Here is a 25,263-nt window from a genome sequence, read left to right on the forward strand (position 1 = left end):
GTGACATCTTCGCGCCGTCCCCCTATAAGGCGCGCGAAATCCAAATCCGAGCATCCGAGGACACTCTCCCCATGACCATCCAAGTCTTTGGCCACAAATCCCCCGACACCGACAGCACCGGCTCCCCGATCATCTGGGCCTGGTACCTGAACGAAGTGAAGGGCACCCCGGCCAAGCCCGTCCTGCTGGGCGAGCCCAACACCGAAGCCGCATTCATGCTGACCCGCTGGGGCCTCGACAAGCCGGAGATCATCACCTCGGTCGCCGCAGACGCGCCCGTCGTGATCGTCGACACCAACAACCCCGCCGAGCTGCCCGCCGACATCAACAGCGCCGACATCCTCGCCATCATCGACCACCACAAGCTGGTCGGCGGCCTGGAAACCAAGGGCCCGATCGACATCACCGTGCGCCCGCTGGCCTGCACCGCCACCATCATGCACGACCTGATCGGTGACGACCTCGCGAAGATGCCCGAGCAGGTGAAGGGCGCGATGCTGACCTGCATCCTCTCCGACACGCTGGAATTCCGCTCGCCCACCACCACCGACCACGACAAGGCCGTGGCCGAGAAGCTGGCCGCCGACCTCGGCATCACCATCTCCGACTTCGCCGCCGAGATGTTCGCCGCCAAGTCCGACGTCTCCGCCTTCTCCGAAGCCGAACTCCTCCGCATGGACTCCAAGGAATACGAAGTCGGCGGCAAGCAGTTCCGTGTCTCCGTGCTCGAAACCACCTCGCCCAAGATGGTGCTGGACCGCAAGGACGCCCTGATGGCCGCCATGCCCGGCGTCGCCGAGGAAGACGGCGCCGACCAGGTCCTGCTCTTCGTGGTCGACATCCTGAACGAGGAAGCCACCCTGCTGGTCCCGAACGAGCTGGTGAAATCCGTGGCCGAAAAGAGCTTCGACGCCAAGCCGACCGGCGACACCGTCGTCCTGCCGGGCATCATGAGCCGCAAGAAACAGATCATCCCGAACCTCAAGGTCTGAGACCGGGAACACCGCGACGAAAAGGGCGCCCCCCGGGGCGCCCTTTGCTTTTGGGCGTGCTGCCTGGCGCTCATGGCCTTGTGGGTATGCCGCCATGTCGAACGACAGCCGCCGAAGAGGTCTTCGGGTGTTGCCCGGATGGGCGAAAGTTAAGCGGACAGGGCTGTCTCTCGATGATACGCGATGACGCTCTGCTCTCTACCTATCTCCAAGGGATGAAAGGCATTTGTCCAGTACGCGGTTCAAATCAGACTGATCTAAATCGGACAGCCCTTCGACCAGTCGTTTCTGAACGACGACGTGATCCGTCACTGCGGCATCAATTTTCCTGATCCCGCTCTCTGTGAGTTGTACATGGACGCTGCGCTTGTCCTCAGGGTTCGGGATGCGCGCCACGAAACCTTCCTTTTCGAGCTGATCGATGCGGTTCGTCATGGTGCCTGACGTTACCATCATCGTCGTAAGCAGTTGGTTCGGCGATAGTGCATGAGGCGGCCCCGATCTCAAGAGCGTGGCCAACACATCGAAACTTGCCGCGCTCAGGCCATGCTCTGCAAAGGTCTTGCTCATCTCTTCGTTATATAGAGCTGACAATCTGACCACCCTGCCAATTATGCCCATTGGCCCGGTGTCAATGTCAGGCCGCTGTTTGGCCCACTGCGCTCTGATGTCTTCAATATCGAACATGCCCCAACACTGGGATCATTTTATCTTGACGTCAAGCTAAATGCATTTATCTCTACGTCAAGATAAGATGGAGAGCCCCATGTCCCGCCCCTCTGATTTCGCAATAACGGCGTTGGCCCCACTAGTGTGGGGTAGCAGCTACATCGTCACGACACAGTTCCTGCCAAACCTTGATCCGTTGACCATTTCTGTACTTCGCGCTCTGCCAGCTGGCCTGCTTCTGTTGTGTCTGGTTCGCCAAGTTCCTCATGGTCACTGGATCTGGAAAATGTTCGTTTTGGGCGCACTCAATTTCGCAATATTCTGGTCACTACTCTTCTTTTCCGCCTATCGCTTGCCAGGAGGCGTCGCAGCCGTGATGGGGGCATTGCAACCGTTCGTGGTCATCTTCGCATCGCGTTTCCTGCTTGGATCACCAATCAAAGTGCTGTCACTCCTTACAGTCGCGGCTGGCGTTCTTGGTGTAGCACTCCTCGTTCTAACGCCCGAAGCAAAGCTGGATATGTGGGGAGTTGCTGCTGGGATGGCCGGATCGGCGTCGATGGCCTTCGGCACTGTATTGAGCAGAAAATGGCAGCCGCCAGTCACCGCTCTTACTTTTACGAGCTGGCAACTGACAGCAGGTGGTTTGCTCTTGGCACCCTTTGTACATTTTGCACCTACCGATTGGTCAACCATCAATGCAACGAATGTTCTGGGTCTCGCATACCTGGGATTGATCGGTGCCGCATTGACCTACATTATCTGGCTGCGCGGCATCCAAATCATACAGCCAACTGCGGCTTCGGTTCTGGGCTTGCTAAGCCCTATGAGCGCGGCATTGCTCGGGTGGTTTTTCCTGAATGAAACATTGAGCACTACTCAATCTATAGGAATGATGATCGTGCTCCTTAGCGTACTCGTCGGTCAATACGCTCTAAGGTCAAATCGAGCATCCCCAGAGCCGGCATTGGCCACGTTGCAGAAATCATGAAATGACGGGCTCTTATCCAACACTGCACTTCGAACCCGCGTCGCTCTAATGAGCACCCCCCAAAACAAAGGGCGCCCCTAAGGGCGCCCTGTCTCGTTCATACCGTGTCTTGGGGCCTAGCTCTTGCCCATCGCGCGGATGTCTGCGGCGCTTGGCGTGCTGCCGCCAATGCCCCACTGACCGCTGCGCACTTCCTTGACGCGCACCCAGGTCACGCCGCGCATGGCCTCGCCTTCGACTTCGACCATTGCATTGGTGACCTTCTCGATCATCGCGGCCTTCTGGGCCTGATCAAAAACGCCTTCGATCACTTCGATATCCACCAGTGGCATGTTGCCTCTCCTCTCTCGTATGGAATGAGACCACATTGCCGCAGAGGCACGGCGGCGCTCCACTACGCAAACAGTAGGAAACCCGCTACAGTTTTTGTACTAGGTCTTTACCCGGCGTCATGAGACACTTTTCGCGGAGGTGCCCCATGACGCAAACGCCCTACCCACGTTTCTGCCCCGTCGCGATGGCCGCGGATCTTCTGGAACCCAGGTGGACGCTTCTCGTGCTCTGCGAGATGTGGACCGGCTCGACCCGCTTCAGCGAGATACAGCGCGGCGTGCCCGGCATGTCGCCCGGTCTGCTGTCGAAACGCCTCAAGGACATGGAGACCAAGGGCCTGATCGAACGGCGCGACGGCGGTGTCGGCGCACACCCCGAGTACCTGACGACCCCGCTGGCGGACGAACTGGAACCCATCGTGCGGCAACTGGGCGAATGGGCCCACCGCAACATCGACTCGCAGGTCTCGCTGCAATGCCTCGATGCGCGGATGCTGATGTGGAACATCCGCCGCAAGATCAACCGCTCGGCGCTCCCGATCGACAAGTGCGTCATCCAGTTCACCCTGAACGAACAGCCCCGCACCCAGTCCAACTACTGGCTGATCGTCAAACCCGGGATCGAGACCGACCTCTGCTATATCGACCCGGGCCACAACGTCGATCTCTTCGTGGTGAGCGAACTGCGCGCGCTCACATCCGCGTGGATGGGGCACACCAGCTTCGAATACGAGATCGGGGCAGACCGTATCGCGCTGATCGGACACTCGGGCATGGCGCGCGACCTCACCAAGTGGCTGATCAGAAGCAGTTTCGCCCAGCCGATGAGAAAGAGCGCCTGACAGCGGCCGGGGGTCGGTCGGCTCAGGCGGCCGAGGTGCCCGCCCAACGCCGCAGCACGTCAAGGTAGAGCCCGAAGGGACGGCTCAGCAGAACCATGAACACGATCGCTGACCCGACGGCGGCGGTGATCTCGGCCACCCCGGCCCCCGCCACGGCGAGGGTCGCGACGTAGACCGGCACCTGGAACGTCAGGAAGGCCCCGATATCGCAGGCCAGCGCGGCAAGCCATCCCCGCGGACGCAGGGCCGTGAACACCCAGTCGCGCCAGACCCCGTAGGGGCGGCCCGTCAGCATCATCACCGGGATCATGATCAGCCGCGCAATCAGCACCTGCCGTGGTTCCATGCCCGCGACGAACAACTCGCTCAGCGCCGCAACCGTGGTGAAGAACAGGATCGTTCCCACCGTGTCGACCAGATAGCGTTTCAATGCGGACAATCCTTCATGCAGCCGTGCTATCCGCTCCCGGCCCACCTGTCGAGATGTTGAACGGTTCTTGCCCCACCCCGCCGCCGAACCTGCCTCCAGTCCGGGCATCGGCGCCTCACGCCCGCCCGCCCCGCTGGCTGATGACCCTGCCCCGCCTTTCCGGTAGGATGCCGCCATAAAGGAGACCCCAATGATTTCACTCCGCCATCTGGCCGTTTTCGCCGCCCCCCTGCTCGCATCCCCGCTCCACGCCGACGAGGCGATACAGGCCCGGTTCCTCTGCAACGAGGGCGTCGAGGTCCATGTCGGCTTTCAGGATGGCGCGGCCCGTCTCGACTACGCCGGGCAGTCCGTCACCATGACCGGCCAGCCCGTCGGCTCGGGCTACGCCTATGCCGGCGAAGGCCACGCGCTGCGCGGCAAGGGACAGGAGATGACCTGGACCGACGCGGGCAAGACCGAATGGCAGTGCAAGGAGGCCAAGGCACCGCAGATGACCGCTCCCCAGTCCCCGCTCGCCGGGACCACCTGGCGCCTCGTGCAGTTCCAGTCCTCGGACGATGCCATCGGTACCGTCGTCCCGCCCCGGATCGAGAACTACGAACTGTCCTTCGAACCCGACGGCACCCTGCGGGCCAGGCTCGACTGCAACCGCCTGAACTCCCGGTGGGAAAGCGAGCCGACCGGGGACGAGAGCGGCAGCCTTGCCTTCACCCCCGGCGCCATGACCCGCGCCTTCTGCGGCGAAGGTGCGATGGATTCGAAGATCGCGCAGGATCTCGGCTTCATCCGCTCCTACATCCTCAAGGACGGCCAGCTGCACATGTCGCTGATGGCCGACGGCGGAATCTACTCGTGGGAGCCCGTCGCGAACTGAGCTCTCAGCGGTAGCGGCCCGCCGACTGGATCACCTCGATCTGGTAACCGTCCGGATCGGCGACGAAGAAGAAGGTGGCGAGCAGCGTCTCGCCATCCGGCCGGAAGGCCACGATGTCGCGCGGGGCGTGCCCCGCCGCCCTTGCCGCCGCGTGCACCGCCGCAAGATCGTCCACCGCGAAGGCAAGATGCCCATAACCGTCGCCAAGGTCATAGGGCGTATCCCGCCCCTTGTTGATCGTCAGCTCCAGCTCGAAGGAGCTCTCCGGCACGGCAAGGTAGACCAGCGTGAAGGTTTCAAAATCGAACCGGTCCTTCAGCTCCATGCCGAAGACCTCTTTGTAGAAGGCCCGCGAACGCGCTTCGTCGAGCACGCGGATCATCGAGTGGATCGGTTTGGCCATGGCGCCGGTAACTCCTGCATATGATTGCCCCGGGCACGGCGGCAAGGATGGCCAAGCCCGTCTCGCTCGGGCATAAGCGGCGGGAGCGCACACCTCAAGAGGCCCCTGACCATGACCCAGATCATCCCCTCGCTTGCCGAGATTTCAGACCGCTACGAGGCGCTCTTCGTCGACCTCTGGGGCTGCGTCCATGACGGGGTCAAGGCGCTGCCCGAGGCGGTCGCCGCCCTGCGCGCCTACCGCGAGAAAGGCGGCGCCGTGGTGCTGGTCACCAACTCGCCCCGCCCCCGCGCCAGCGTCGCGGCCCAGATCCGCGGCTTCGGCGTCACCGACGACGCATGGGACACCATCGCCACCTCGGGCGACAGCGCGCGCGTCGCCATGTTCCGCGGCGTGGTCGGCAGCAAGGTGTGGGTGATGGGCGAAACCGGACAGGAGGCTGAGTTCTTCGAGCCCCCGAAGGTACTGGACGACCCGATCGAGGTCCGTTCCGTGCCCCTCGACGAGGCCGAGGGCATCGTCTGCCTCGGTCCCTTCGATCCGATGGCCGATCCGGCCGAGAACCGTCCGCAGTTCCTCATGGCCAAGCAGAAGGGCCTCAAGCTGCTCTGCGCCAACCCCGACATCGTCGTCGACCGCGGCGGCGTGCGCGAGTGGTGTGCCGGGGCGCTGGCCCGCCTCTACACCGAGATGGGCGGCGAGAGCCTCTACTTCGGCAAACCCCACGCCCCGATCTACGACCTCGCCCGCCGCCGCCTTGCCGCACTTGGCCGCAACGTGTCCGAGGGCGGGATCCTCGCCATCGGCGACGGCATCCACACCGACATTGCCGGCGCCATCGGCGAGGACATCGATTCGCTCTTCATTTCCGGTGGCCTCGCCGCCGAGGAGACGCGCACGACGCACCAGCCCGACCCCGATGCCCTGAAGGCCTATCTCGACAAGGAACAATTCAGCCCGACCTATGCGATCGGACAGCTGCGCTGAACCTTTTAGGGCTTGATTTTCTGCGGCTGCGAAGTAATAAAGTTGCCCGACAAGAGGATGTCGCGGATATTTTGTTGCGACGCCGCCGATCAACGAGGATGCCATGTTGGACAACCAGCCCCGCGGGACGATCTGCATCGAAGACATCGAGATGGGCATGAGCCGGCATCTGCGCAAGCAGATCACCGACGAGGACATCGAGATGTTCGCCAAGGTCTCGACCGACCATAACCCGGTGCATCTCGACGACGCCTACGCGCAGGACACCATCTTCCACGGGCGCATCGCCCACGGGATGCTCACCGCCGGGCTGATCTCGGCAGTCATCGGCGAACAGCTCCCCGGCCACGGCACCGTCTACCTCGGCCAGACGCTCAAGTTCCTCGCCCCGGTCCGCCCCGGCGACACCGTGCTGGCCGAAGTCAAGGTGACCGGCATCGACCTCGCCAAGCGCCGCGTGCAGCTCGACTGCGTCTGCTCGGTGGACGGCAAGAAGGTCCTCGCGGGCGAAGCTAACGTCCTCGCCCCCTCGCGCAAGTTCGACTGAGAACGCGGCACCTGTCCGCGCGCGCCCCGGCAAAGCCCCCGCGCGCGCAAAGCAGGCTTGCGCGCCTTCGCCGGTAAGGCTAGGCAACGGCCATGCGGATCATCCGGGACTATCAGTTCGTTGCCCCTTCGGATCGCGGCGCCAGCGCCGCGATTGGCAATTTCGACGGGGTGCATATCGGCCATCGCTCGGTGATCGAGCTGGCGCGCAAGGCCGCGCCGGAGGCTCCGCTGGGCGTCCTGACCTTCGAACCGCACCCGCGCGAGTTCTTCGCGCCCGACGCACCGCCCTTCCGCCTCATGCGCAGCGAGACGCGCCGCCACCGGCTGGAAAAGCTCGGCGTCGACGTGCTTTACGAGCTGAACTTCAACGCCGCCCTCGCCGGGCTCGCGCCCGAGGAATTCGCCCGCAAGGTGCTCTGTGACGGCCTCGGGCTCTCGCATGTCATCGTCGGCGCCGACTTCTGCTTCGGTCGCAAGCGCAGCGGCAACGCCGCCGACCTCCAGCGCTTCGGTGCCGAGATGGGCTTTGGCGTGACCATCGCGCCGCTGCTCGAGAACGCCGATGCCACCGTCTCCTCCACCGCCATCCGCGAGGCGCTGAGCGACGGGCGTCCGCGCGACGCCGCCGCCATGCTGGGGCACTGGCACCGCATCGAGGGCACCGTGATCGGCGGCGCGCAGCGTGGCCGCGAACTGGGCTTCCCCACCGCCAACATGTCCATCGACGGCCTGCACCTGCCCGCCTTCGGGGTCTACGCGGTGCTGGTCGACGTGCTCGACGGCCCCAACGCAGGCAAGTACCACGGCGCCGCCAGCCTCGGCATCCGCCCGATGTTCGACGGCGAGGTGCCCAACCTCGAAACCTTCCTCTTCGACTTCTCCGGCGACCTCTACGGCGCGACCCTCTCGGTCGGCCTCGTCGAGTACCTGCGCCCCGAGATGAAGTTCGATGGCCTCGACGCGCTGATCGCCCAGATGGACGCCGACTGCGCCCGCGCCCGCACCCTCCTGGACGCCCTATGAAGGACCCGATCCCCCGCTCCGGCATCCGTCCCCGCTTCTGGGAAAAGGTCCAGATGAGCGAGATGACCGACCGCGAGTGGGAAGCGCTCTGCGACGGCTGTGGCAAGTGCTGCCTGAACAAGCTGGAAGACGAGGACACCGGCGAGATCGCCCTGACCTGCATCGCCTGCCGCCTGCTCGACGACGAGACCTGCCGCTGTGGCCAGTACGAGATACGGCACCAATTCGTGCCCGAGTGCATCGTGCTGAAGCCCGAGACGCTGGAAGAGCACATGCACTGGATCCCCCAGACCTGCGCCTACCGGCTGATCCACGAGGGGCGTCCGCTCTATGACTGGCACCCGCTGATTTCGGGCCGCGCCGAATCCGTGCACCACGCCGGTGTCTCGGTCCGTGGCCGCACCGTGCCCGAGTTCGAGATCCCCGAGGAAGACTGGGAAGATTACCTGATCGAGGAGCCCATCTGATGTACTTCGCCTCCGACAACTCCGGCCCCGTCCTCCCCGAGGTCATGGACGCCCTGGCAGCCGCCAATACCGGCTACGCCATGCCCTACGGCGCCGACCCGATCATGGAGGAGGTCCGGGGCAAGATACGCGCGCTCTTCGAGGCGCCCGAGGCGGCGGTCTATCTCGTAGCCACCGGCACGGCGGCCAATTCGCTCGCCCTCGGGACCATCACCCAGCCCTTCGACACCGTGTTCTGCAGCCCCGTCGCCCATATCGAGGAAGACGAGTGCAACGCGCCCGAGTTCTTCATGGGCGGCGCCAAGCTGACCCTCGTCGCGGGCGGCGACAAGATGACCCCCGAGGCGCTGACCAGGTCCATCGAGTCGCAGGGCAATCGCGGCGTGCACGGGCCCCAGCGCGGGCCGGTCTCGATCACCCAGGTGACCGAGCGCGGCTCGGTCTACACGCTCGACGAACTGCGCGCCCTCTGCGCCGTCGCGAAATCCTACAAGCTGCCGGTGCACCTCGACGGCGCCCGCTTCGCCAACGCGCTGGTCAAGCTGGGCTGCACGCCTGCCGAGATGACCTGGAAGGCCGGTGTCGACGTGGTGTCCTTCGGCGGCACCAAGAACGGCTGCATGGGGGTCGAGGCGGTGATCTTCTTCGATCCCGCCAAGGCATGGGAATTCGAGTTGCGCCGCAAGCGCGGCGCCCACCTGTTCTCCAAGCACCGCTACCTCTCGGCCCAGATGAACGCCTACCTGACCGACGGCCGCTGGCTTGACGCCGCAAGGCAGGCAAACGCCGCCTGCCTGCGCCTGACCAAGGGGCTGGAGGCCGCCGGAGCGGAGTTCCTGCACGCCCCCGAAGCCAACATCATCTTCGCCACCCTGCCCCGCGCCGCGCACCAGCGCCTGCACGAGGGCGGCGCGGCCTACTACCTGCTGGAGGGCACCCTCGACGGCGCCCCGGACGAGCACCTGCCCTGCCGGCTGGTCTGCGACTGGTCCGCGACCGACGAGAACATCGACCGCTTCGTCGCCCTCGCAAAAGGCTAAGGCGCAGATCGCAGGGACGCTGCAGCGCGATCCCGGGCGCCGCGCCAGCGGTCGTTTGTCGGGAGCGCAGAGGGTGACCGGTTGCGGTCTTTTGGGCGACGTTGGTGCAGGGCGTGGTGAAGGTCGGGTGTCTTGCCGATACTAGAGTCAGGACCCATTGGTTTTGGAGCGTGATTCACGGCTCGTAAAGCGAGCGGTGAACATGTCTGATTTATTCTGGCTGACGGATGCGCAGATGGCGCGTCTTGAGTCCTTCTTCCCGATGTCCCATGGTAAGCCACGCGTCGATGACAGGCGCGTTTTGTGCGGCATTATTTTTATTAATTACAATGGCTTGCGGTAGCGTTGCGCGCCCACCGCCTATGGCACGCACAAGACGCTATACAACCGGTAGAAGCGCTGGAGTGACAAGGGCATCTTCGCCCGGATCATGGCCGGTCTGGCTGCCGAACACCGCGAACAGAAGACCGTGAAATACGACAAGCGCCACTACAAACGCCACAACCGGATCGAGATCATGTTCGGCAGGCTCAAGGACTGGAGGCTTGTCGCAACCCGAGATGACAGGTGCCCAAAGGTCTTCCTCTCAGCCATCGCGCTGGCGGCTACCGTCATCATATTGGAAATGAGTCCTGAACCTAGCCTCGTGGAAAATCACAAAGGCCTTGAGATCGTCAAGAGTAGTCGGCCCCCGGTACCCTCCGCCAGCCCCAGGTAGATAACCGTTTTCAAACCAAAGAACTGGGTCGAACGGCTGTTCATCGACAAGTCCCATTTAATCAAGAAGGTTCGAGTTCCCAATAACGGTTCTATTGTCCAGGACATACGTCATGGACGTCATGCGGCGACATCACTTTCTTCGCATTTTTCTTGCTAACTTCAAAATCTGGTAAACAGTAAAGAGTACGAGCATAGAAAGGGTTACCCTGTCAAATGCGCCGGAGTAATATCCTAATGCTAGGCGGTGCAAGTGGAACGCACTAAAGAATATCGAAACTGATACTACGATAAAATCTGGTATATACTTCACCGGCATTGTTATCTCTTCCAAAGAAACGCTGGTCGCCATTCAGGCGGATCTTGCCCCCGCCAAAAACCTCTGGCGGATCACCTTCGCATCTGCAAACGGCGACACCACTTCGTTTACCACCACTTGTTCACCTGACCGCCACTCCTCGAGTTCGAGCATCCTCCCTCGGTCAAGCTTGGCCTAGACCTCACTCGAAACGGCCGCCCATGTGAGAAAGGCTACAGGCTTGTCATTCTGGGAATAGCGTTTGAATTGTCTAAGCGAATTTGGAGTTGAAACTGTTGCTTCGATGTCCATCGATCGGACGGCTAAGATAGGCTTTGCCCATTGTCATCAACCAAACGGCATGACCCATTGCCGCACCGAAAGTCTGCACATCAACGGAATAGTTTGCCCTGTCTGTCATTGCCCCCAAGCCCCAGTCAAATAGACATACTCTCGCAGCATCGTTGGCGTCTGCGACGATCCTTGATGTTTGCGTACAGGCATCGGGCGTTTGCGTTGACATCAAAACTGCTGCAATAGGAAGTTAGTGTCATGCTTTTCTTGCCCTTCCAGTCTCTACTGGAGCGCAGGCGAGCTGTCCGAAAGCGAAAGTTCACACCGCTAATCATGTTTTCGGCGAGATCGGCAGCACGTTCCTGTCATAGTACTTTTTTCGCGAAACTGATGATACGATCTTGGTGCATCAAATTAACTTTATCCACCAGTAGGGGGGGGCACCGGGTCGAATCGCTGGCTTGTCAGAAGCCGGATTGGAGTGCTTTTCTTATGGTGGCGACCCCAGACCAGAGAACTTCCAGGACCTTCCATTAAGAGTGATTGAATCATCCGTTCGAAATGCCGCTTCGTCCGCAGTGACGACCATGGATCGTTGGAAATGCTGCGCAGAGGCACGATCGGTCGCTTCGGGGAAGCCAGCCTCCAATACCAACTGGGGCGCGAAGGTCCGGCTTGGGCCGCTTCCTGACTCTCATTCACGACACAATAAATGTCGTCTTCCCGCCTATACTCCCAAAGGTCTTCGCTCTTCCGATCAAGCATGAACATACGGGACGAACGGCACGATACTCCGACCAATCAAGACGTATCACGAGGCCACCCCCGAAAACGTCTTCGTGCCCCGCCATTCAACACAACACAAACCCCCACGACTACCCCCCCTCAGGCGGGCGCCGTCTCGAACAGGGACTTCAGCTCCCGGGCGGTTTCGACGGGGTGGCTGACGGGCAGCATGTGCCCTGCCCCCTCGACCACCACGTTGCGCGCCTGTGGCAGACGGGCGGCGAGCCCGTCGTTGACGACGCCGATGATCTCCTCGGTGGTGCTGCCACGCATCAGCAGCACCGGCATCGTCACCCGCGCGAGGCTCTCGGGTTTCATCAGCCCGGGCCGGTCCTGCGTCACCACCGTGTTGCAGGCCGGTACGATCCGCACGCCGCGCGTCATCGCCTGCCGCGAATGCTCAGGCAGGTCGGTCCAGCGCGGCCCGTCCCCGTCGCCCCAGCCCCGGTTGAAGATGCGCGCCGCCGCCTCGTATTCGCCCGCGAGGATCGCCTCGTGGAACGGCCGGTTCTTCTCGGTCTGAAGGTCGACCAGTTCGGGCCGGTCGAGCACCGCGACGGAGAACAGCACCGGCTCGATCAGGGTCAGGCTGCGCACCTTGTCGGGATGCTCCACCGCCAGCCGCAGCGCCACGGTCGCGCCGAAGGAGTGGCCCACCACGTCCATGCGGTCCGTCAGGTGCCCGGCCACGGCCTCGGCCATGCGGTCGCTGAAATCGCCGCGCCCGTCCCAGTCCGGGCTGCGCCCGTGGCACAGCATGTCGGGGCAGTGGAAGGTCGCCTCCTGCTCCAGCTCCGACGCCACGCCGCGCCACGCGCCGGAATGGGCAATGGTGCAGTGGAAGGCGAGCACCTGCCGTGCGCCCTCGCCGAAGCTGCGGCTGAAGAGCGGCTGCGGCACCTTCATCTGGCAGTTCACCGGCCAGCCTCCTGCAGGTGGCTCTCGAGGTCGTCGATCCGGTCCTGCCCGAAGAAGCGCTGGTCGTCTCCGGTGATGTAGAAGGGCGCGCCGAACACGCCCCGCGCCACCGCTTCCTCGAGGTTCGCCGCGTAGGTCTCGGCCCCGACCAGCAGCCCGCTCTCGGTCAGCGCGGGGTCGAACCCGGCCTGTTCGAGGCAGGCCTTGACCACCGCATCGTCGGCGATGTCCTTCTCCTCGGCCCAGCAGGCGCGCATCAGGCTGTGCGTCAGCACGCCCACGTCGCCGCCCCCTGCCTTCTGTGCGGCGATGATCGCATAGGACGAGGGCGCCGGGTTGGTGGGCCAGTGCGCCGGTTTCAGGTTGAACGCCATCTTCAGCTTCTTCGCCTGCCGCACCAGTTCCTGTGCGCGGTAGTCGATCCGCGCCTGCGAGCGCTGCCCCAGCGGAGTGCCCCCGGTCCGGGCAAAGACTGCCCCCAGGTCGACCGGTTTGTAGGTGATCGTCGCGCCCTGGCGGGCCGCCACCTGCTCAAGCCGGGTTCCGGCGAGATAGGCGAACGGCGACAAGGTCGTGAAATAGTAGTCAATCTGCGCCACGGGTCTTTTCTCCCCCTCGATACCTTTGCGCGACCCTAGGCCCGTGCTAAGCGGTGTCAACATCACGAATCTGTCACACCCATCGCTGCCCGGGACGCTTATTCATGGCCCATATCACCGAACCCAAGCTTATCGCTGGGAACGCCAACCTGCCATTGGCCAACTCCATCGCCAAACGCATGACCATGCACAGGGGGATCCAGACCGATCTGGTCGATGCCCGGGTCGAGCGCTTCAACGACGGTGAGATCTTCGTCGAGGTCTTCGAGAACGTCCGTGGCGAGGACATGTTCATCATCCAGCCGACGTCGAACCCGGCGAACGACAACCTGATGGAACTGCTGATCATTGCCGACGCGCTGCGCCGGTCCTCGGCGGCGCGCATCACCGCGGTGATCCCCTACTTCGGCTATGCCCGGCAGGACCGCCGGACCAAGGCCCGCACGCCGATCTCGGCCAAGCTGGTCGCCAACATGCTGGTCGGCGCCGGGGTCGAGCGGATCCTGACGATGGACCTGCACGCCGCGCAGATCCAGGGCTTCTTCGACATCCCCGTCGACAACCTCTACGCCTCGCCGATCTTCGCGCTGGACGTACGCACCCACTTCAAGGGCAAGCTGGACCAGATCATGGTCGTCTCGCCCGACGTCGGCGGCGTGGCCCGTGCCCGCGAACTCGCCAAGCGCATCAACGCGCCCCTCTCGATCGTGGACAAGCGCCGCGAGAAGCCGGGTGAAGTGGCCGAGATGACCGTGATCGGCGACGTCACCGACAAGATCTGCCTGATCGTCGATGACATGGTCGACACCGCCGGCACCCTCTGCAAGGCGGCCGAAGTGCTGATGCAGAACGGCGCGCGGGAAGTGCACTCCTACATCTCGCACGGCGTGATGAGCGGCCCGGCGGTGGAACGGGTGACCAAGTCGGTGATGAAGTCGCTGGTCCTGACCGACACCATCGAGCCCAGCGAGGCCGTCAAGAAGGCCCCGAACATCCGCATCGTGCCGACCGCACCGGTGTTCGCGCAGGCGATCCTGAACATCTGGAACGGCACTTCGGTGTCCTCGCTGTTCGAGGATGCGACGCTGTCGCCGATCTACGAGTCGCTTTACACGATGGACTGAGGCCGCGCGGGCTCTCGCCTTGAGCCCCCCGCCAAGACCTTTTGAGACCGGCCGGCCTACGAGAGATCAAGGGCTTGGCCGGTTTTTGTTTCGCGCGCGAAACATTCCATTTTTCCGACGTTTTACAGAGTGTTAGCAGGGCGTCCGCCAAGTCGCGCATCCGCGCAACGGGGGCTCAGACGATCTCCCAGTCGTCCTCGTGCGGTAGCTCTCCGATCGCTGTCCAGCTGACCCGGACCCGCGCGAAGCGGCTGTCGAGCCAGGTGCGGAAGACGATCTCGAAGCCTTCCGGGCCGATCCTGTCCGCCACCACCTCGGCCCGCATCGCAGAGGCCGTATCGACGTCCCAGAGCGAGACCGAGACCTGCACAGCGGGCGCGTCGCGGAAGGCCTTCGAGAAGGTCACGGCCCGCCGCCGTTCGCGCGCCCCCTGCCCTGTCCACATCTCGCCGCCGTCCTCGAAGTCGGCGAACACGACCACGTCGCCCTGGTCGACCCCGATGAGGTGATTTCTGAACCGTTTCATGTAGATGCTTCGTCCTCGCTCGCCCGCGAGTTAAGCGGATAACCGCCCGTGGTGACAAGCAAAAGCGGCGGCGACAAGCCAAAACAAAACCGGCCCCGCGAGGGGGCCGGTTTCTATTCCTGACATCCTTGCCCGGTCAGAGCGCGATGTGATCGCCCAGGGCCACCATGTCGGCGAGCAGCTTGGCCGCGTCATCGACGGGGCCCGGCTCGTTCTTGAAGGTTTCCTTGGCCGACTCGTGCTTGGCGCGGGCATCCGCGATCAGCTCGTCCAGGTGGGCGCGCGTCATCTCGTTCAGCGGGATCGCCTTCTCGGCCAGGACCGACAGGCCCGTGGCGTTGATCTCGGCGAAGCCGCCCGAAACGACGTACTCCTTCGCCCCGTCAGGCCCTTCGGCCTTCAGGACGCCCGGGCGCAGCGTGGTGATCACGGGGGTATGGCCGGGCATTGCCGTCATATCCCCGTCCGCGCCGGGAATCTGGACCGCGTTCACCTGGAACGAAGCGAGGCTCCGTTCCGGGCTGACGAGGTCGAATTGCATCGTATCTGCCATGAGGCGCTCCTTTAGGCCGCGTCGGCAGCCATGCGTTCGGCTTTGGCCTTAACTTCGTCGATGCCGCCGACCATGAGGAAGGCCGCTTCGGGCAGGTGGTCGTATTCACCGGCCACAACCGCCTTGAAGGACGAGATGGTTTCTTCCAGCGGAACCTGGACGCCCGGCGAACCGGTGAAGACCTGGGCCACGTCGAAGGGCTGGCTGAGGAAACGCTCGATCTTACGGGCGCGGGCCACGGTCAGCTTGTCCTCTTCGCTCAGTTCGTCCATCCCGAGGATGGCGATGATGTCCTGCAGCGACTTGTAGCGCTGGAGGATCTGCTGAACGTCGGTTGCCACCTTGTAGTGCTCTTCGCCGACGATGGCCGGGTCAAGCAGACGCGAGGTCGAGTCGAGCGGGTCAACGGCCGGGTAGATACCCTTTTCCGAGATCGCGCGGTTGAGAACCGTGGTTGCGTCGAGGTGGGCGAACGAGGTTGCCGGCGCGGGGTCGGTAAGGTCGTCCGCAGGAACGTAGATGGCCTGCACCGAGGTGATCGAGCCAGCCTTGGTCGAGGTGATGCGCTCCTGCAGCTGGCCCATGTCGGTTGCCAGGGTCGGCTGGTAGCCCACGGCCGAAGGGATACGGCCGAGCAGAGCGGACACTTCCGAACCTGCCTGGGTGAAGCGGAAGATGTTGTCCACGAAGAACAGAACGTCGGTCCCGGACTGGTCGCGGAACTGCTCGGCCAGGGTCAGGCCGGTCAGAGCGACGCGGGCACGTGCCCCCGGAGGCTCGTTCATCTGACCGTAAACCAGGGCCACCTGCGATTCCGACAGGTTGTCCGGCTTGATCACGTTGGATTCGATCATCTCGTGGTAGAGGTCGTTGCCTTCACGGGTCCGTTCACCCACACCGGCGAACACGGAGAAGCCCGAGTGCACCTTTGCGATGTTGTTGATCAGTTCCATGATGAGAACGGTCTTGCCCACGCCGGCGCCGCCGAACAGGCCGATCTTGCCGCCCTTGGCGTAGGGTGCCAGCAGGTCGACGACCTTGATGCCGGTCACGAGGATTTCGGACTCGGTCGACTGCGCCGCGAAGTCCGGTGCCTCGGAGTGGATCGGGCGGGTCTCGTCAGCGACGATCGGGCCCTTTTCGTCGATCGGCTCGCCGACCACGTTCATGATCCGGCCCAGGGTGGCGTTGCCCACCGGAACCGAGATCGGTGCGCCGGTGTCGGTCACGACGGCGCCGCGGACGAGGCCCTCGGTCGCGTCCATGGCGATGGTACGCACGGTGTTCTCGCCGAGGTGCTGGGCAACTTCCAGAACCAGGCGCTTGCCGTTGTTTTCGGTTTCCAGGGCGTTCAGAATCTCGGGCAGCGCATCATCGAACTGCACGTCGACGACGGCGCCGATGATCTGCGTCACTTTGCCTTTTGCATTGGCCATGTGTTTCGTCTCCGGTTTGTCTCTTACAGCGCTTCCGCGCCGGAAATGATTTCGATCAGCTCGTTGGTGATGACGGCCTGACGCGAACGGTTGTACTGAATGGTGAGCTTGTCGATCATCTCACCGGCGTTCCGCGTGGCGTTGTCCATCGCGCTCATCCGGGCCCCCTGTTCAGAGGCGCCGTTCTCGAGCAGGGCGCTGAAGACCTGCGTCGCGACACCGCGCGGGAGCAGATCGGCGAGGATTTCCTCTTCGCCCGGTTCGTAGTCATAGAGCGTCGACGCACCGGCTTCTTCCCCATCCGCGGCTTCGAAAGCGGCCGGGATGACCTGCTGCGCGGTGGGAATCTGGGTCACGACGTTGACGAACTTCGAGTAGAAGATCGTCGCCACGTCGAATTCACCGGCATCGAACCGATCGAGGATCTTGCGGGCGATGCCCTGCGCGTCAGCATAGCCGAGGCGCTTGACTTCGCTGAGGTCCACATGACCGACGAACAGGCTGGCGTGGTCGCGTTTCAGCGCGTCACGGCCTTTCTTGCCGACGGTCAGGATCTTGACCGTCTTGCCCTTGGTCTTCAGCTCTTCGATCTTCTGGCGCGCAAGGCGGGCGATGTTCGAGTTGAACCCGCCACAGAGACCCCGCTCGGCGGTCATGACCACCAGCAGGTGCACATCGTCCTTGCCCGTCCCAGACAGAAGCTTCGGCGCGCTGTCGCTGCCGCCGACCGAAGCGGCCAGCCCCGCCATCACGGCATTGAACCGTTCGGCATAGGGGCGAGCCTCCTCGGCTGCTTCCTGGGCGCGGCGGAGTTTGGCCGCCGCGACCATCTGCATGGCCTTGGTGATCTTGCGGGTCGACTTGACCGACTCGATCCGGAGTTTGAGGTCCTTGAGACTTGGCATTGCCTTATCTCTCCTTAAGCGAAGTCAGCGGCGAATTCGTCAAGCGCTGCTTTGAGCTTGTCTTCGGCCTCACCCTTGATCTTCGGATCCTCGTTGGTCAGCCAGTCGAGCACGTCTTTCTTCTGACCGCGGAGGAAGGCCAGCAGGCCCTTCTCGAAGCGGCCGACATCGCTGACGGGCAGCTTGTCGAGGTAGCCGTGGGTACCGGCGTAGATGACGCAGACGATTTCGGCGTTGGTCATCGGCGAGTACTGGGGCTGCTTCATCAGCTCGGTCAGGCGCGCACCACGGTTCAGCAGGCGCTGGGTCGCGGCGTCGAGGTCCGAACCGAACTGGGCGAAGGCCGCCATCTCGCGGTACTGGGCGAGTTCGAGCTTAACCGGGCCGGCAACCGACTTCATCGCGTTGGTCTGGGCCGAGGAGCCCACACGCGAAACCGAGAGACCGGTGTTCACGGCGGGGCGGATGCCCTGGTAGAACAGTTCGGTTTCAAGGAAGATCTGGCCGTCGGTGATCGAGATCACGTTGGTCGGAATAAAGGCCGACACGTCGCCACCCTGGGTTTCGATGACCGGCAGAGCGGTCAGCGAGCCGGCACCGAAGTCTTCGTTCAGCTTGGCCGAACGCTCGAGCAGGCGGGAGTGGAGGTAGAAAACGTCGCCCGGGTAGGCTTCACGGCCGGGCGGGCGGCGGAGCAGCAGGGACATCTGGCGGTAGGCCACGGCCTGCTTGGAAAGGTCATCGTACACGATCAGCGCGTGACGGCCGTTGTCGCGGAAGTATTCCGCCATCGCGGTCGCGGCGTAGGGCGCCAGGAACTGCATCGGGGCCGGCTCGGAAGCGGTCGCGGCAACCACGATCGAATATTCGATCGCGCCGGACTCTTCGAGGCGCTTCACCAGCTGCGCAACGGTCGAGCGCTTCTGGCCGATGGCGACGTAGATGCAGTAGAGCTTCTTGCTCTCGTCTGCGCCAGCCGCGTCGTTGTAGGACTTCTGGTTCAGGATGGTGTCGAGCGCCACGGCGGTCTTGCCGGTCTGACGGTCGCCAATGATCAGTTCGCGCTGGCCGCGGCCGATCGGGATCATGGCGTCGACCGACTTGAGGCCGGTTGCCATCGGCTCGTGCACCGATTTACGCGGGATGATGCCCGGGGCCTTGACGTCTGCAACACCGGTCTTGGAGGTGTTGATCGGGCCCTTGCCGTCAACGGGGTTGCCGAGGCCGTCGACAACGCGACCCAGCAGCTCGTCACCGACCGGAACGCTCACGATCGAGTTGGTGCGCTTGACGGTGTCGCCTTCCTTGATGTCACGGTCAGAACCGAAGATCACGACACCGACGTTGTCGCTCTCGAGGTTCAGGGCCATGCCCATGATGCCGCCCGGGAACTCGACCATTTCGCCGGCCTGGACGTTGTCGAGGCCGTAAACACGAGCGATCCCGTCGCCGACGGAGAGCACACGGCCCACTTCCGCCACTTCGGCTTCCTGACCAAAATTCTTGATCTGGTCCTTTAGGATCGCAGAAATCTCTGCTGCTTGGATACCCATTTATCCGACCTCTTTCATTGCATTCTGGAGGGAGTTGAGCTTCGAGCGGATCGACGTGTCGATCATCTTCGAGCCCACTTTGACGATAAGACCGCCGATGAGGCTTTCATCCACGGTCGCATTGATTGTCACGGTCTTGCCGACGCTGGCAGCCAGCGTCTTGGAGAGTTTCTCGGACTGCTCCTTGGTCAGCGCCTTGGCGCTCACCACGTCAGCCGTCACCTCGTTGCGGTGCTCGGCCAGGCGCTCGCGCAGGGCGGCCAGAAGCTGCGGCAGGACGAACAGGCGACGCTTCTGCGCCATCAGGCCCAGCGTCTGCTGCAGGACCGGAGCGAGGTTCATCTTCTTGGCAACGGCGCCGATGGCGGCTTCCTGGTCTTCGCGCGAAATCAGCGGCGACTGGATCACGCTGCGCAGATCGGCACTGGCGTCCAGGGCGGCGCCCAGGTCTTTCACGCTGGCCTCGAGGCCATCGAGGTCTTTGTTCTCGTCTGCGATCTCAAAGACCGCTGTGGCATAGCGCGAGGCTATGCCGCCGGAAATCGAAGCTGGTTCGGACACGTCCACCCTTCCGATATTTGGCCCCGGTTAGCCGCATCCCTGACGGACCCCGGGGGCGTGACAAAGCCCCGCGTGTACGCGGAGCGTCGAAATCAGCGTGCATGTACCAGAGCCATCCCAAGCTCGCAATACAGTTCCGTGATCACGGACCGATACGAAAATCGCAGAAGATCAAACGGTTAACGGAGATGCGGCTATTTGCACCGGTCCCACTGTTACAAAACCGCGAAGTTTTTCAAGGTCTGGGGGGATTCTTGGTCGGAATTTCGCCGCCGAACCGCCCGAATCCGCTCTGGCCCGGGTCGCGGCCGGGCCCGCGAGAGGGGTTCAGACCGGGGAGGTCTCGGGCTTGGGTGCGAGGCCGGGGATCTGGCTGCGGATGGTCTCGCGTTCCTTGACGACGGTGCCGCTTGGCGGCTGCACCCGCTTGCTCGCCTCCACGAGGAAGACGCCGCCGGCCATCACGCCCGGCATCCGCTCCCCTACCCGTTCGAAAATGGTCGACGCCTTGCGCCAGAACCGCCGCGACGAGGGCATCTGGTAGAGCGCGGCGCGGTGCCGTTCGGGCAGGAAGTTGTGCTGCTTGAGCTGCGCGTCGAGCTGGCCCAGCGTATAGGGCCGCCCGTAGCCGAAAGGCGTCCGGTCCGACCGCGACCAGAGCCCGGCGCGGTTGGGCACGACGAAGACCGCCTTGCCGCCGGGGCCCAGCACGCGCCAGCATTCCTCCAGAAGGCGCGCGGGCCGCTCGGAGGCCTCCAGCCCGTGCATCACAACCAGCTTGTCGACCCGGCCCGTCTCGAGCGGCCAGAGCGTTTCCTCGGCCAGCACCGAGACGTTGGGCATGCCCGAAGGCCAGGGCATGACCCCCTGCGGCGCGGGCATCAGCGCTATGACGCGGCGAGCGTCGGACAGATAGGGGCGCAGCAGCGGAACCGCAAAACCGAAACCGGCGACGGTCTGGCCCTGCGCCTCGGGCCAGAGGTCGAGCAACCGCGACCGGATGGCCGACTGGGCGGCGCGCCCCAGTGTGCTCCGGTAGTAGAAGTTGCGAAGGTCCTGCACGTCGAGATGCATTGCGGGCGCCCGATTGATCGGCCAAGCTGACCGGGAATTTGCCGCACTTTAACAACGAAAGGCTGAAAGGCCATGCCTCTTGAAATCCTGACCGTCCCCTGCCGGACCGACAACTACGCCTTTATCGGGCACGACGCGGAGACCGGCGAGACCTTCCTGGTGGATATCCCCGAGGCCGGACCCATCCTGAGCGTGTTGAAGGACAGGGGCTGGACGCTCGATTACGTGCTGATCACCCACCATCACCCCGACCACGTCGAAGGGCTGCCGGGCATCCTCGCCGAGCACAAGCCGGTGGTGATCGGGGCCGCCGCCGATGCCTATCGCCTGCCGCCGCTGGACCGCGAGGTCCTCGAGGGGGACGTGATCGAGATCGCGGGCGAAGCGGCCCATGTGATCGACGTCTCGGGCCATACCGTCGGCCACGTCGCCTTTCACTTCCCCGCCAGCAAGGCCGTTTTCACGGCCGACAGCCTGATGGCGCTTGGCTGCGGACGGGTCTTCGAGGGGACCATGGAGCAGATGTGGGCCTCGCTCTCCAAGCTGGCCGCCCTGCCCCCGGAAACCACCGTTTACTCGGGCCACGAGTACACCATGGCGAACGCGCGGTTCGCCCTGACTATTGACCCGGAGAACTCTGATCTTATCTCTCGTGTAGAAGCCACCGAGCGCGCCCGCGCCTCAAACCGGCCGACCGTTCCCTCCGCGCTTTCGCTCGAACTCGCGACCAACCCGTTCCTTCGGGCCAGCGATCCGGACGTCCAGCGCAATCTGGGGATGCAAGGCGCCGAACCCTCTCAGGTTTTCGCTGAAATCCGGACCCGCAAGGACAGCTTCTGATGCCGAAAATGCGCGCGGCGCTGCAACGCTGAAAGTAAATGTGACAGGAAAGTGCAAGAAAACCCTTGAAGCAGCGGCGCGATCAACCAAACTCTAATACTATCAAGACATGGTTGGACCGGGGGAACCGGCGATCACGTTCCCGCCCCAGCCCAAATAAGAGGAGCACGCATCGTGCCTTCATTCTCGAGCACTCTTGAAAACGCGATTCATGCCGCCCTGGCGCTTGCCAACGAGCGCCGGCACGAGTTCGCGACGCTGGAACACTTGTTGCTCGCCCTCCTGGACGAGCCCGATGCGACCAAGGTCATGAAGGCCTGCAGCGTCGATATGGGCGAACTGCGCGGTACGCTGGTCGAGTTCATCGACGAGGACCTCTCCAACCTCGTGACGGACATCGACGGGTCCGAGGCGGTGCCGACCGCCGCCTTCCAGCGCGTGATCCAGCGCGCGGCCATCCACGTTCAGTCCTCCGGCCGCACCGAGGTGACCGGCGCCAACGTGCTGGTCGCGATCTTCGCCGAACGCGAAAGCAATGCCGCCTTCTTCCTGCAGGAGCAGGACATGACCCGCTACGACGCGGTGAACTTCATCGCTCACGGCGTGGCCAAGGATCCGGCCTATGGCGAAAGCCGCCCGGTCTCCGGCTCGACCGAGGCGCCGGACGACTCCGCGACCCAGGGCGTCACCGACGGCGACCAAAAGGAAAGCGCACTGGCGAAGTACTGCGTTGACCTGAACGCCAAGTCGCGCGATGGCGACATCGACCCGCTGATCGGCCGCGAGGCCGAGGTGGAGCGCTGCATCCAGGTTCTGTGCCGCCGCCGCAAGAACAACCCGCTGCTGGTGGGTGATCCGGGCGTGGGCAAGACCGCCATCGCCGAGGGCCTGGCCCGCAAGATCGTCGCCGGGGAAACCCCCGAGGTCCTGTCCAAGACCACCATCTACTCGCTCGACATGGGCGCGCTGCTGGCCGGTACCCGTTATCGCGGCGACTTCGAGGAGCGGCTGAAGGCCGTGGTGAACGAACTCGAACACCACCGCGACGCGATCCTGTTCATCGACGAGATCCACACCGTGATCGGTGCGGGCGCCACCTCGGGCGGTGCCATGGATGCTTCCAACCTGCTGAAACCTGCGCTGCAGGGCGGCAAGCTGCGCACCATGGGCTCCACCACCTACAAGGAGTTCCGCCAGCACTTTGAAAAGGACCGCGCGCTGAGCCGCCGGTTCCAGAAGATCGACGTGAACGAGCCCTCGGTCGAGGACGCGATCAAGATCCTGCGCGGTCTGAAGCCCTACTTCGAAGAGCACCACAGCGTGAAGTACACCGCCGACGCGGTGAAGACCGCAGTGGAACTGGCCTCGCGCTACATCAACGACCGCAAGCTGCCCGACAGCGCCATCGACGTGATCGACGAGGCCGGTGCAGCCCAGCGGCTGGTGGTGGAAAGCAAGCGCCGCAAGACCATCGGCACCAAGGAGATCGAGGCCGTGGTGGCCAAGATCGCCCGCATCCCGCCCAAGAACGTCTCGAAGGACGATGCAGAGGTGCTGAAGGATCTCGAAGCGTCGCTCAAACGTGTGGTCTTTGGTCAGGATGCCGCCATCGAGGCGCTGTCCTCGGCGATCAAGCTGGCCCGTGCCGGTCTGCGCGAACCCGAGAAGCCCATCGGCAACTACCTCTTCGCCGGTCCGACCGGTGTGGGTAAAACCGAGGTCGCCAAGCAGCTTGCCGATACCCTCGGCGTGGAACTGCTGCGCTTCGACATGTCCGAGTACATGGAGAAACACGCGGTCTCGCGCCTGATCGGTGCGCCTCCGGGCTATGTCGGCTTTGACCAGGGCGGCATGCTGACCGATGGCGTCGATCAGCACCCGCACTGCGTGCTCCTGCTCGACGAGATCGAGAAGGCGCACCCGGACGTGTTCAACATCCTCCTGCAGGTGATGGACCACGGCAAGCTGACCGACCACAACGGCCGCGCGGTCGACTTCCGCAACGTCGTCCTGATCATGACCTCGAACGCCGGTGCGGCGGAGCAGGCCAAGGCGGCCATCGGCTTTGGCCGTGACCGCCGCGAGGGCGAGGACACGGCAGCGATCGAGCGGACCTTCACGCCGGAGTTCCGCAACCGTCTGGACGCGGTGATTTCCTTCGGCCCGCTGCCCAAGGATGTCATTCTGCAGGTGGTCGAGAAGTTCGTGCTGCAGCTCGAGGCCCAGCTGATGGATCGCAACGTGACCATCGAGCTGACCCGTCCGGCCGCCGAGTGGCTGGCCGACAAGGGCTACGACGACAAGATGGGCGCGCGTCCGCTGGGCCGCGTGATCCAGGAAAACATCAAGAAGCCGCTGGCGGAGGAGCTGCTGTTCGGCAAGCTCACCAAGGGTGGCGTGGTCAAGGTGGGTGTGAAGGACGGCGAGATCGACCTTCGCATCGAGGGGCCGGACAAGCCGCGCCTCGCCTCGGGCAACAAGCCCCCGCTGCTGACCGCAGACTGATGCGCTGGACGGCGCCCGCCGTCCTCATCTCGCTCGCCGCGCCCGTCGCGGCGAGCGATTTCGTTCTGGGGCTGCCCATCGACTGCACCCTGGGCGAGACCTGCTACATCCAGCAGTACATGGACCGCGACCCGGGCCCGGACGCCCGCGACTACATCTGCGGCGGCCTCGTCTACGACGGCCACAAGGGCACCGACTTCGCCCTCCCCACCCACGAGGCGATGGAGGACGGGGTGAACGTGATCGCCTCGGCGCCCGGCACCGTCACCGGCCTGCGGGACGGCGTCACCGACCGGGTCTACTCCGAGGTCAACGCCAATGCCGTCGCGGGGCGCGAATGCGGCAACGGCGTCGTGCTGCGCCACGAAAACGGCTATGAAACCCAGTACTGCCACATGAAGTCCGGCAGCGTGACCGTCACGCAGGGCCAGGTTGTCGAGCGCGGACAGGTCCTGGGCCAGGTCGGGATGAGCGGCAAGGCCGAGTTTCCCCACGTTCATCTCTCGGTGCGGCGCAACAGCCGGGAGATCGACCCCTTCGACCCCGACATGACCGAAGCCTGCGGCAACGGCGGACGGACCCTGTGGCAGGCCCCCCCGCCCTATCAGGCGGGCGGGTTGATCTACATCGGCTTCGCCGCCGGGGTGCCGCCCTACGAGGCGGTGCAGCGTGGCAACGCGGCGCACGAGCGGATCGCGCCCAATGCGCGCGGGCTGGTGCTGTTCGGCTTTGCCTATGGCGGCGTGACTGGCGACGTGATGGAGCTGCGGATCACCGGGCCCGGCGGGGAGGTGATCGATCACCGCGAGACGCTGGATCGGGCGCAGGCCCAATTCTACCGCGCGGCGGGCAAGCGGCTGACGGCTGAGCGCTGGCCTGCGGGGGCGTATTCGGGCACCATCACGCTGATACGGCGGGGCAAGCAGGTCGACAGCCGCAGTATCGAGATGACGATTCCGAAATAGCCGCGCT

27 protein-coding genes and 1 pseudogene are annotated in these 25,263 nt (G+C 63.8%); 14 read left to right on the plus strand and 14 right to left on the minus strand.

Translation table 11 applies throughout. The features are described from left to right. The first annotated feature begins 71 nt into the window (after window positions 1–71). Window positions 72–992: a manganese-dependent inorganic pyrophosphatase gene (locus DDT93_RS22530; RefSeq protein ID WP_109468165.1), complete on the plus strand. Its 921-nt coding sequence runs from the start codon at window positions 72–74 to the stop codon at window positions 990–992. 198 nt (window positions 993–1,190) lie between these two features. Here DDT93_RS22530 and DDT93_RS22535 read toward each other — a convergent pair whose 3' ends face one another. Beyond that, window positions 1,191–1,679 carry a MarR family winged helix-turn-helix transcriptional regulator gene (locus DDT93_RS22535; protein WP_109468166.1) on the minus strand — a complete coding sequence of 163 codons (489 nt, stop codon included), beginning with the start codon at window positions 1,677–1,679 and terminating at the stop codon, window positions 1,191–1,193. Between the two features lie 79 nt (window positions 1,680–1,758). Here DDT93_RS22535 and DDT93_RS22540 point away from each other — a divergent pair, with 79 nt between their 5' ends. Then, entirely contained in the window at window positions 1,759–2,652 is an 894-nt protein-coding gene (locus DDT93_RS22540) for an EamA family transporter (RefSeq protein WP_109468276.1), read from the plus strand. Window positions 2,653–2,768: 116 nt separating this feature from the next. Here the strand turns inward: DDT93_RS22540 and DDT93_RS22545 are convergent, their stop codons facing one another. After that, the gene (locus tag DDT93_RS22545) at window positions 2,769–2,984 is read right to left on the minus strand and encodes a tautomerase family protein (RefSeq protein WP_109468167.1); all 216 of its coding nucleotides are present in this window, start codon (window positions 2,982–2,984) and stop codon (window positions 2,769–2,771) included. A 146-nt stretch (window positions 2,985–3,130) separates the two neighbouring features. Here DDT93_RS22545 and DDT93_RS22550 point away from each other — a divergent pair, with 146 nt between their 5' ends. After that, window positions 3,131–3,826 carry a winged helix-turn-helix transcriptional regulator gene (locus DDT93_RS22550; RefSeq protein ID WP_109468168.1) on the plus strand — a complete coding sequence of 232 codons (696 nt, stop codon included), beginning with the start codon at window positions 3,131–3,133 and terminating at the stop codon, window positions 3,824–3,826. A 22-nt stretch (window positions 3,827–3,848) separates the two neighbouring features. Here the strand turns inward: DDT93_RS22550 and alaE are convergent, their stop codons facing one another. Further along, window positions 3,849–4,256 carry an L-alanine exporter AlaE gene (alaE, locus tag DDT93_RS22555; protein ID WP_109468169.1) on the minus strand — a complete coding sequence of 136 codons (408 nt, stop codon included), beginning with the start codon at window positions 4,254–4,256 and terminating at the stop codon, window positions 3,849–3,851. Window positions 4,257–4,446: 190 nt separating this feature from the next. On the opposite strand from alaE, the gene DDT93_RS22560 reads away from it, so the two are divergent. Beyond that, window positions 4,447–5,133, plus strand: coding sequence for an META domain-containing protein (locus tag DDT93_RS22560; protein ID WP_109468170.1), 687 nt, complete (start codon window positions 4,447–4,449; stop codon window positions 5,131–5,133). 4 nt (window positions 5,134–5,137) lie between these two features. Here the strand turns inward: DDT93_RS22560 and DDT93_RS22565 are convergent, their stop codons facing one another. Beyond that, window positions 5,138–5,536 carry a VOC family protein gene (locus DDT93_RS22565; RefSeq protein WP_109468171.1) on the minus strand — a complete coding sequence of 133 codons (399 nt, stop codon included), beginning with the start codon at window positions 5,534–5,536 and terminating at the stop codon, window positions 5,138–5,140. A gap of 111 nt (window positions 5,537–5,647) precedes the next feature. Here DDT93_RS22565 and DDT93_RS22570 point away from each other — a divergent pair, with 111 nt between their 5' ends. The 6 genes and pseudogenes from DDT93_RS22570 to DDT93_RS22595 form a co-directional block, all read left to right on the plus strand. Beyond that, window positions 5,648–6,523 (plus strand): TIGR01459 family HAD-type hydrolase, encoded by an 876-nt coding sequence (locus tag DDT93_RS22570; RefSeq protein ID WP_109468172.1) that lies wholly within the window; start codon window positions 5,648–5,650, stop codon window positions 6,521–6,523. A 103-nt stretch (window positions 6,524–6,626) separates the two neighbouring features. After that, window positions 6,627–7,070 carry a MaoC family dehydratase gene (locus DDT93_RS22575; RefSeq protein WP_109468173.1) on the plus strand — a complete coding sequence of 148 codons (444 nt, stop codon included), beginning with the start codon at window positions 6,627–6,629 and terminating at the stop codon, window positions 7,068–7,070. Between the two features lie 92 nt (window positions 7,071–7,162). Beyond that, window positions 7,163–8,095: a bifunctional riboflavin kinase/FAD synthetase gene (locus DDT93_RS22580; RefSeq protein WP_109468174.1), complete on the plus strand. Its 933-nt coding sequence runs from the start codon at window positions 7,163–7,165 to the stop codon at window positions 8,093–8,095. Next, a complete protein-coding gene (locus DDT93_RS22585; protein WP_109468175.1) occupies window positions 8,092–8,562 on the plus strand; it encodes a YcgN family cysteine cluster protein in 471 nt (156 codons plus the stop codon). Before DDT93_RS22580 ends, DDT93_RS22585 begins: the two co-directional genes overlap by 4 nt. Then, entirely contained in the window at window positions 8,562–9,602 is a 1,041-nt protein-coding gene (locus DDT93_RS22590) for a threonine aldolase family protein (protein ID WP_109468176.1), read from the plus strand. The genes DDT93_RS22585 and DDT93_RS22590 overlap by 1 nt, the downstream gene beginning before the upstream one ends. Window positions 9,603–9,804: 202 nt before the next feature. Beyond that, a pseudogene (locus tag DDT93_RS22595) lies at window positions 9,805–10,218 on the plus strand (transposase); the annotation flags it as partial. Window positions 10,219–10,812: 594 nt separating this feature from the next. Here the strand turns inward: DDT93_RS22595 and DDT93_RS27175 are convergent. The 3 genes from DDT93_RS27175 to DDT93_RS22610 form a co-directional block, all read right to left on the minus strand. Then, window positions 10,813–10,929, minus strand: coding sequence for a toxin-activating lysine-acyltransferase (locus DDT93_RS27175; RefSeq protein WP_408607960.1), 117 nt, complete (start codon window positions 10,927–10,929; stop codon window positions 10,813–10,815). 867 nt (window positions 10,930–11,796) lie between these two features. Continuing rightward, window positions 11,797–12,615, minus strand: a complete 819-nt coding sequence (locus tag DDT93_RS22605; protein ID WP_232825544.1) for an alpha/beta fold hydrolase — start codon at window positions 12,613–12,615, stop codon at window positions 11,797–11,799. Continuing rightward, window positions 12,612–13,214 carry a 2-hydroxychromene-2-carboxylate isomerase gene (locus tag DDT93_RS22610; RefSeq protein ID WP_109468177.1) on the minus strand — a complete coding sequence of 201 codons (603 nt, stop codon included), beginning with the start codon at window positions 13,212–13,214 and terminating at the stop codon, window positions 12,612–12,614. Before DDT93_RS22610 ends, DDT93_RS22605 begins: the two co-directional genes overlap by 4 nt. A 104-nt stretch (window positions 13,215–13,318) precedes the next feature. Here DDT93_RS22610 and DDT93_RS22615 point away from each other — a divergent pair, with 104 nt between their 5' ends. Continuing rightward, window positions 13,319–14,338, plus strand: coding sequence for a ribose-phosphate pyrophosphokinase (locus DDT93_RS22615; protein ID WP_109468178.1), 1,020 nt, complete (start codon window positions 13,319–13,321; stop codon window positions 14,336–14,338). Between the two features lie 175 nt (window positions 14,339–14,513). Here the strand turns inward: DDT93_RS22615 and DDT93_RS22620 are convergent, their stop codons facing one another. From DDT93_RS22620 to DDT93_RS22650, 7 genes are all read right to left on the minus strand, one after another. After that, the gene (locus tag DDT93_RS22620; RefSeq protein ID WP_109468179.1) at window positions 14,514–14,864 is read right to left on the minus strand and encodes an H-type lectin domain-containing protein; all 351 of its coding nucleotides are present in this window, start codon (window positions 14,862–14,864) and stop codon (window positions 14,514–14,516) included. 136 nt (window positions 14,865–15,000) lie between these two features. After that, a complete protein-coding gene (locus DDT93_RS22625; RefSeq protein ID WP_109468180.1) occupies window positions 15,001–15,417 on the minus strand; it encodes a F0F1 ATP synthase subunit epsilon in 417 nt (138 codons plus the stop codon). Window positions 15,418–15,428: 11 nt separating this feature from the next. Beyond that, window positions 15,429–16,853, minus strand: a complete 1,425-nt coding sequence (gene atpD / locus DDT93_RS22630) for a F0F1 ATP synthase subunit beta (protein ID WP_109468181.1) — start codon at window positions 16,851–16,853, stop codon at window positions 15,429–15,431. 23 nt (window positions 16,854–16,876) lie between these two features. Further along, window positions 16,877–17,758, minus strand: a complete 882-nt coding sequence (locus tag DDT93_RS22635) for a F0F1 ATP synthase subunit gamma (RefSeq protein ID WP_109468182.1) — start codon at window positions 17,756–17,758, stop codon at window positions 16,877–16,879. 14 nt (window positions 17,759–17,772) lie between these two features. Next, window positions 17,773–19,311 (minus strand): F0F1 ATP synthase subunit alpha, encoded by a 1,539-nt coding sequence (atpA, locus tag DDT93_RS22640; RefSeq protein WP_109468183.1) that lies wholly within the window; start codon window positions 19,309–19,311, stop codon window positions 17,773–17,775. Continuing rightward, window positions 19,312–19,872: a F0F1 ATP synthase subunit delta gene (locus DDT93_RS22645; RefSeq protein WP_109468278.1), complete on the minus strand. Its 561-nt coding sequence runs from the start codon at window positions 19,870–19,872 to the stop codon at window positions 19,312–19,314. Between the two features lie 327 nt (window positions 19,873–20,199). Next, entirely contained in the window at window positions 20,200–20,946 is a 747-nt protein-coding gene (locus tag DDT93_RS22650; protein ID WP_109468184.1) for a class I SAM-dependent methyltransferase, read from the minus strand. A 72-nt stretch (window positions 20,947–21,018) separates the two neighbouring features. Here DDT93_RS22650 and gloB point away from each other — a divergent pair, with 72 nt between their 5' ends. From gloB to DDT93_RS22665, 3 genes are all read left to right on the plus strand, one after another. Further along, the gene (gloB, locus tag DDT93_RS22655; protein ID WP_109468185.1) at window positions 21,019–21,786 is read left to right on the plus strand and encodes a hydroxyacylglutathione hydrolase; all 768 of its coding nucleotides are present in this window, start codon (window positions 21,019–21,021) and stop codon (window positions 21,784–21,786) included. A 174-nt stretch (window positions 21,787–21,960) separates the two neighbouring features. Continuing rightward, entirely contained in the window at window positions 21,961–24,291 is a 2,331-nt protein-coding gene (gene clpA / locus DDT93_RS22660; protein ID WP_109468186.1) for an ATP-dependent Clp protease ATP-binding subunit ClpA, read from the plus strand. Then, entirely contained in the window at window positions 24,291–25,256 is a 966-nt protein-coding gene (locus tag DDT93_RS22665) for a M23 family metallopeptidase (RefSeq protein ID WP_109468187.1), read from the plus strand. Before clpA ends, DDT93_RS22665 begins: the two co-directional genes overlap by 1 nt. The last annotated feature ends 7 nt before the right edge of the window (window positions 25,257–25,263 follow it).

It is taken from the genome of Albibacillus kandeliae (assembly GCF_003116585.1).
Classification (GTDB): Bacteria; Pseudomonadota; Alphaproteobacteria; order Rhodobacterales; family Rhodobacteraceae; genus Albibacillus; species Albibacillus kandeliae.

Coding starts and splice junctions, on each gene's coding strand:
- DDT93_RS22580 (WP_109468174.1), top strand. CDS start 7,163: ATGCGGATCATCCGGGACTATCAGTTCGTTGCCCCTTCGGATCGCGGC.
- DDT93_RS22585 (WP_109468175.1), top strand. CDS start 8,092: ATGAAGGACCCGATCCCCCGCTCCGGCATCCGTCCCCGCTTCTGGGAA.
- DDT93_RS22570 (WP_109468172.1), top strand. CDS start 5,648: ATGACCCAGATCATCCCCTCGCTTGCCGAGATTTCAGACCGCTACGAG.
- DDT93_RS22565 (WP_109468171.1), bottom strand. CDS start 5,536: ATGGCCAAACCGATCCACTCGATGATCCGCGTGCTCGACGAAGCGCGT.
- DDT93_RS22650 (WP_109468184.1), bottom strand. CDS start 20,946: ATGCATCTCGACGTGCAGGACCTTCGCAACTTCTACTACCGGAGCACA.
- atpA (WP_109468183.1), bottom strand. CDS start 19,311: ATGGGTATCCAAGCAGCAGAGATTTCTGCGATCCTAAAGGACCAGATC.
- DDT93_RS22540 (WP_109468276.1), top strand. CDS start 1,759: ATGTCCCGCCCCTCTGATTTCGCAATAACGGCGTTGGCCCCACTAGTG.
- gloB (WP_109468185.1), top strand. CDS start 21,019: ATGCCTCTTGAAATCCTGACCGTCCCCTGCCGGACCGACAACTACGCC.
- DDT93_RS22545 (WP_109468167.1), bottom strand. CDS start 2,984: ATGCCACTGGTGGATATCGAAGTGATCGAAGGCGTTTTTGATCAGGCC.
- DDT93_RS22550 (WP_109468168.1), top strand. CDS start 3,131: ATGACGCAAACGCCCTACCCACGTTTCTGCCCCGTCGCGATGGCCGCG.
- DDT93_RS27175 (WP_408607960.1), bottom strand. CDS start 10,929: ATGGACATCGAAGCAACAGTTTCAACTCCAAATTCGCTTAGACAATTC.
- atpD (WP_109468181.1), bottom strand. CDS start 16,853: ATGGCCAATGCAAAAGGCAAAGTGACGCAGATCATCGGCGCCGTCGTC.
- DDT93_RS22635 (WP_109468182.1), bottom strand. CDS start 17,758: ATGCCAAGTCTCAAGGACCTCAAACTCCGGATCGAGTCGGTCAAGTCG.
- DDT93_RS22665 (WP_109468187.1), top strand. CDS start 24,291: ATGCGCTGGACGGCGCCCGCCGTCCTCATCTCGCTCGCCGCGCCCGTC.
- DDT93_RS22535 (WP_109468166.1), bottom strand. CDS start 1,679: ATGTTCGATATTGAAGACATCAGAGCGCAGTGGGCCAAACAGCGGCCT.
- DDT93_RS22615 (WP_109468178.1), top strand. CDS start 13,319: ATGGCCCATATCACCGAACCCAAGCTTATCGCTGGGAACGCCAACCTG.
- DDT93_RS22530 (WP_109468165.1), top strand. CDS start 72: ATGACCATCCAAGTCTTTGGCCACAAATCCCCCGACACCGACAGCACC.
- DDT93_RS22590 (WP_109468176.1), top strand. CDS start 8,562: ATGTACTTCGCCTCCGACAACTCCGGCCCCGTCCTCCCCGAGGTCATG.
- DDT93_RS22625 (WP_109468180.1), bottom strand. CDS start 15,417: ATGGCAGATACGATGCAATTCGACCTCGTCAGCCCGGAACGGAGCCTC.
- DDT93_RS22620 (WP_109468179.1), bottom strand. CDS start 14,864: ATGAAACGGTTCAGAAATCACCTCATCGGGGTCGACCAGGGCGACGTG.
- DDT93_RS22560 (WP_109468170.1), top strand. CDS start 4,447: ATGATTTCACTCCGCCATCTGGCCGTTTTCGCCGCCCCCCTGCTCGCA.
- DDT93_RS22575 (WP_109468173.1), top strand. CDS start 6,627: ATGTTGGACAACCAGCCCCGCGGGACGATCTGCATCGAAGACATCGAG.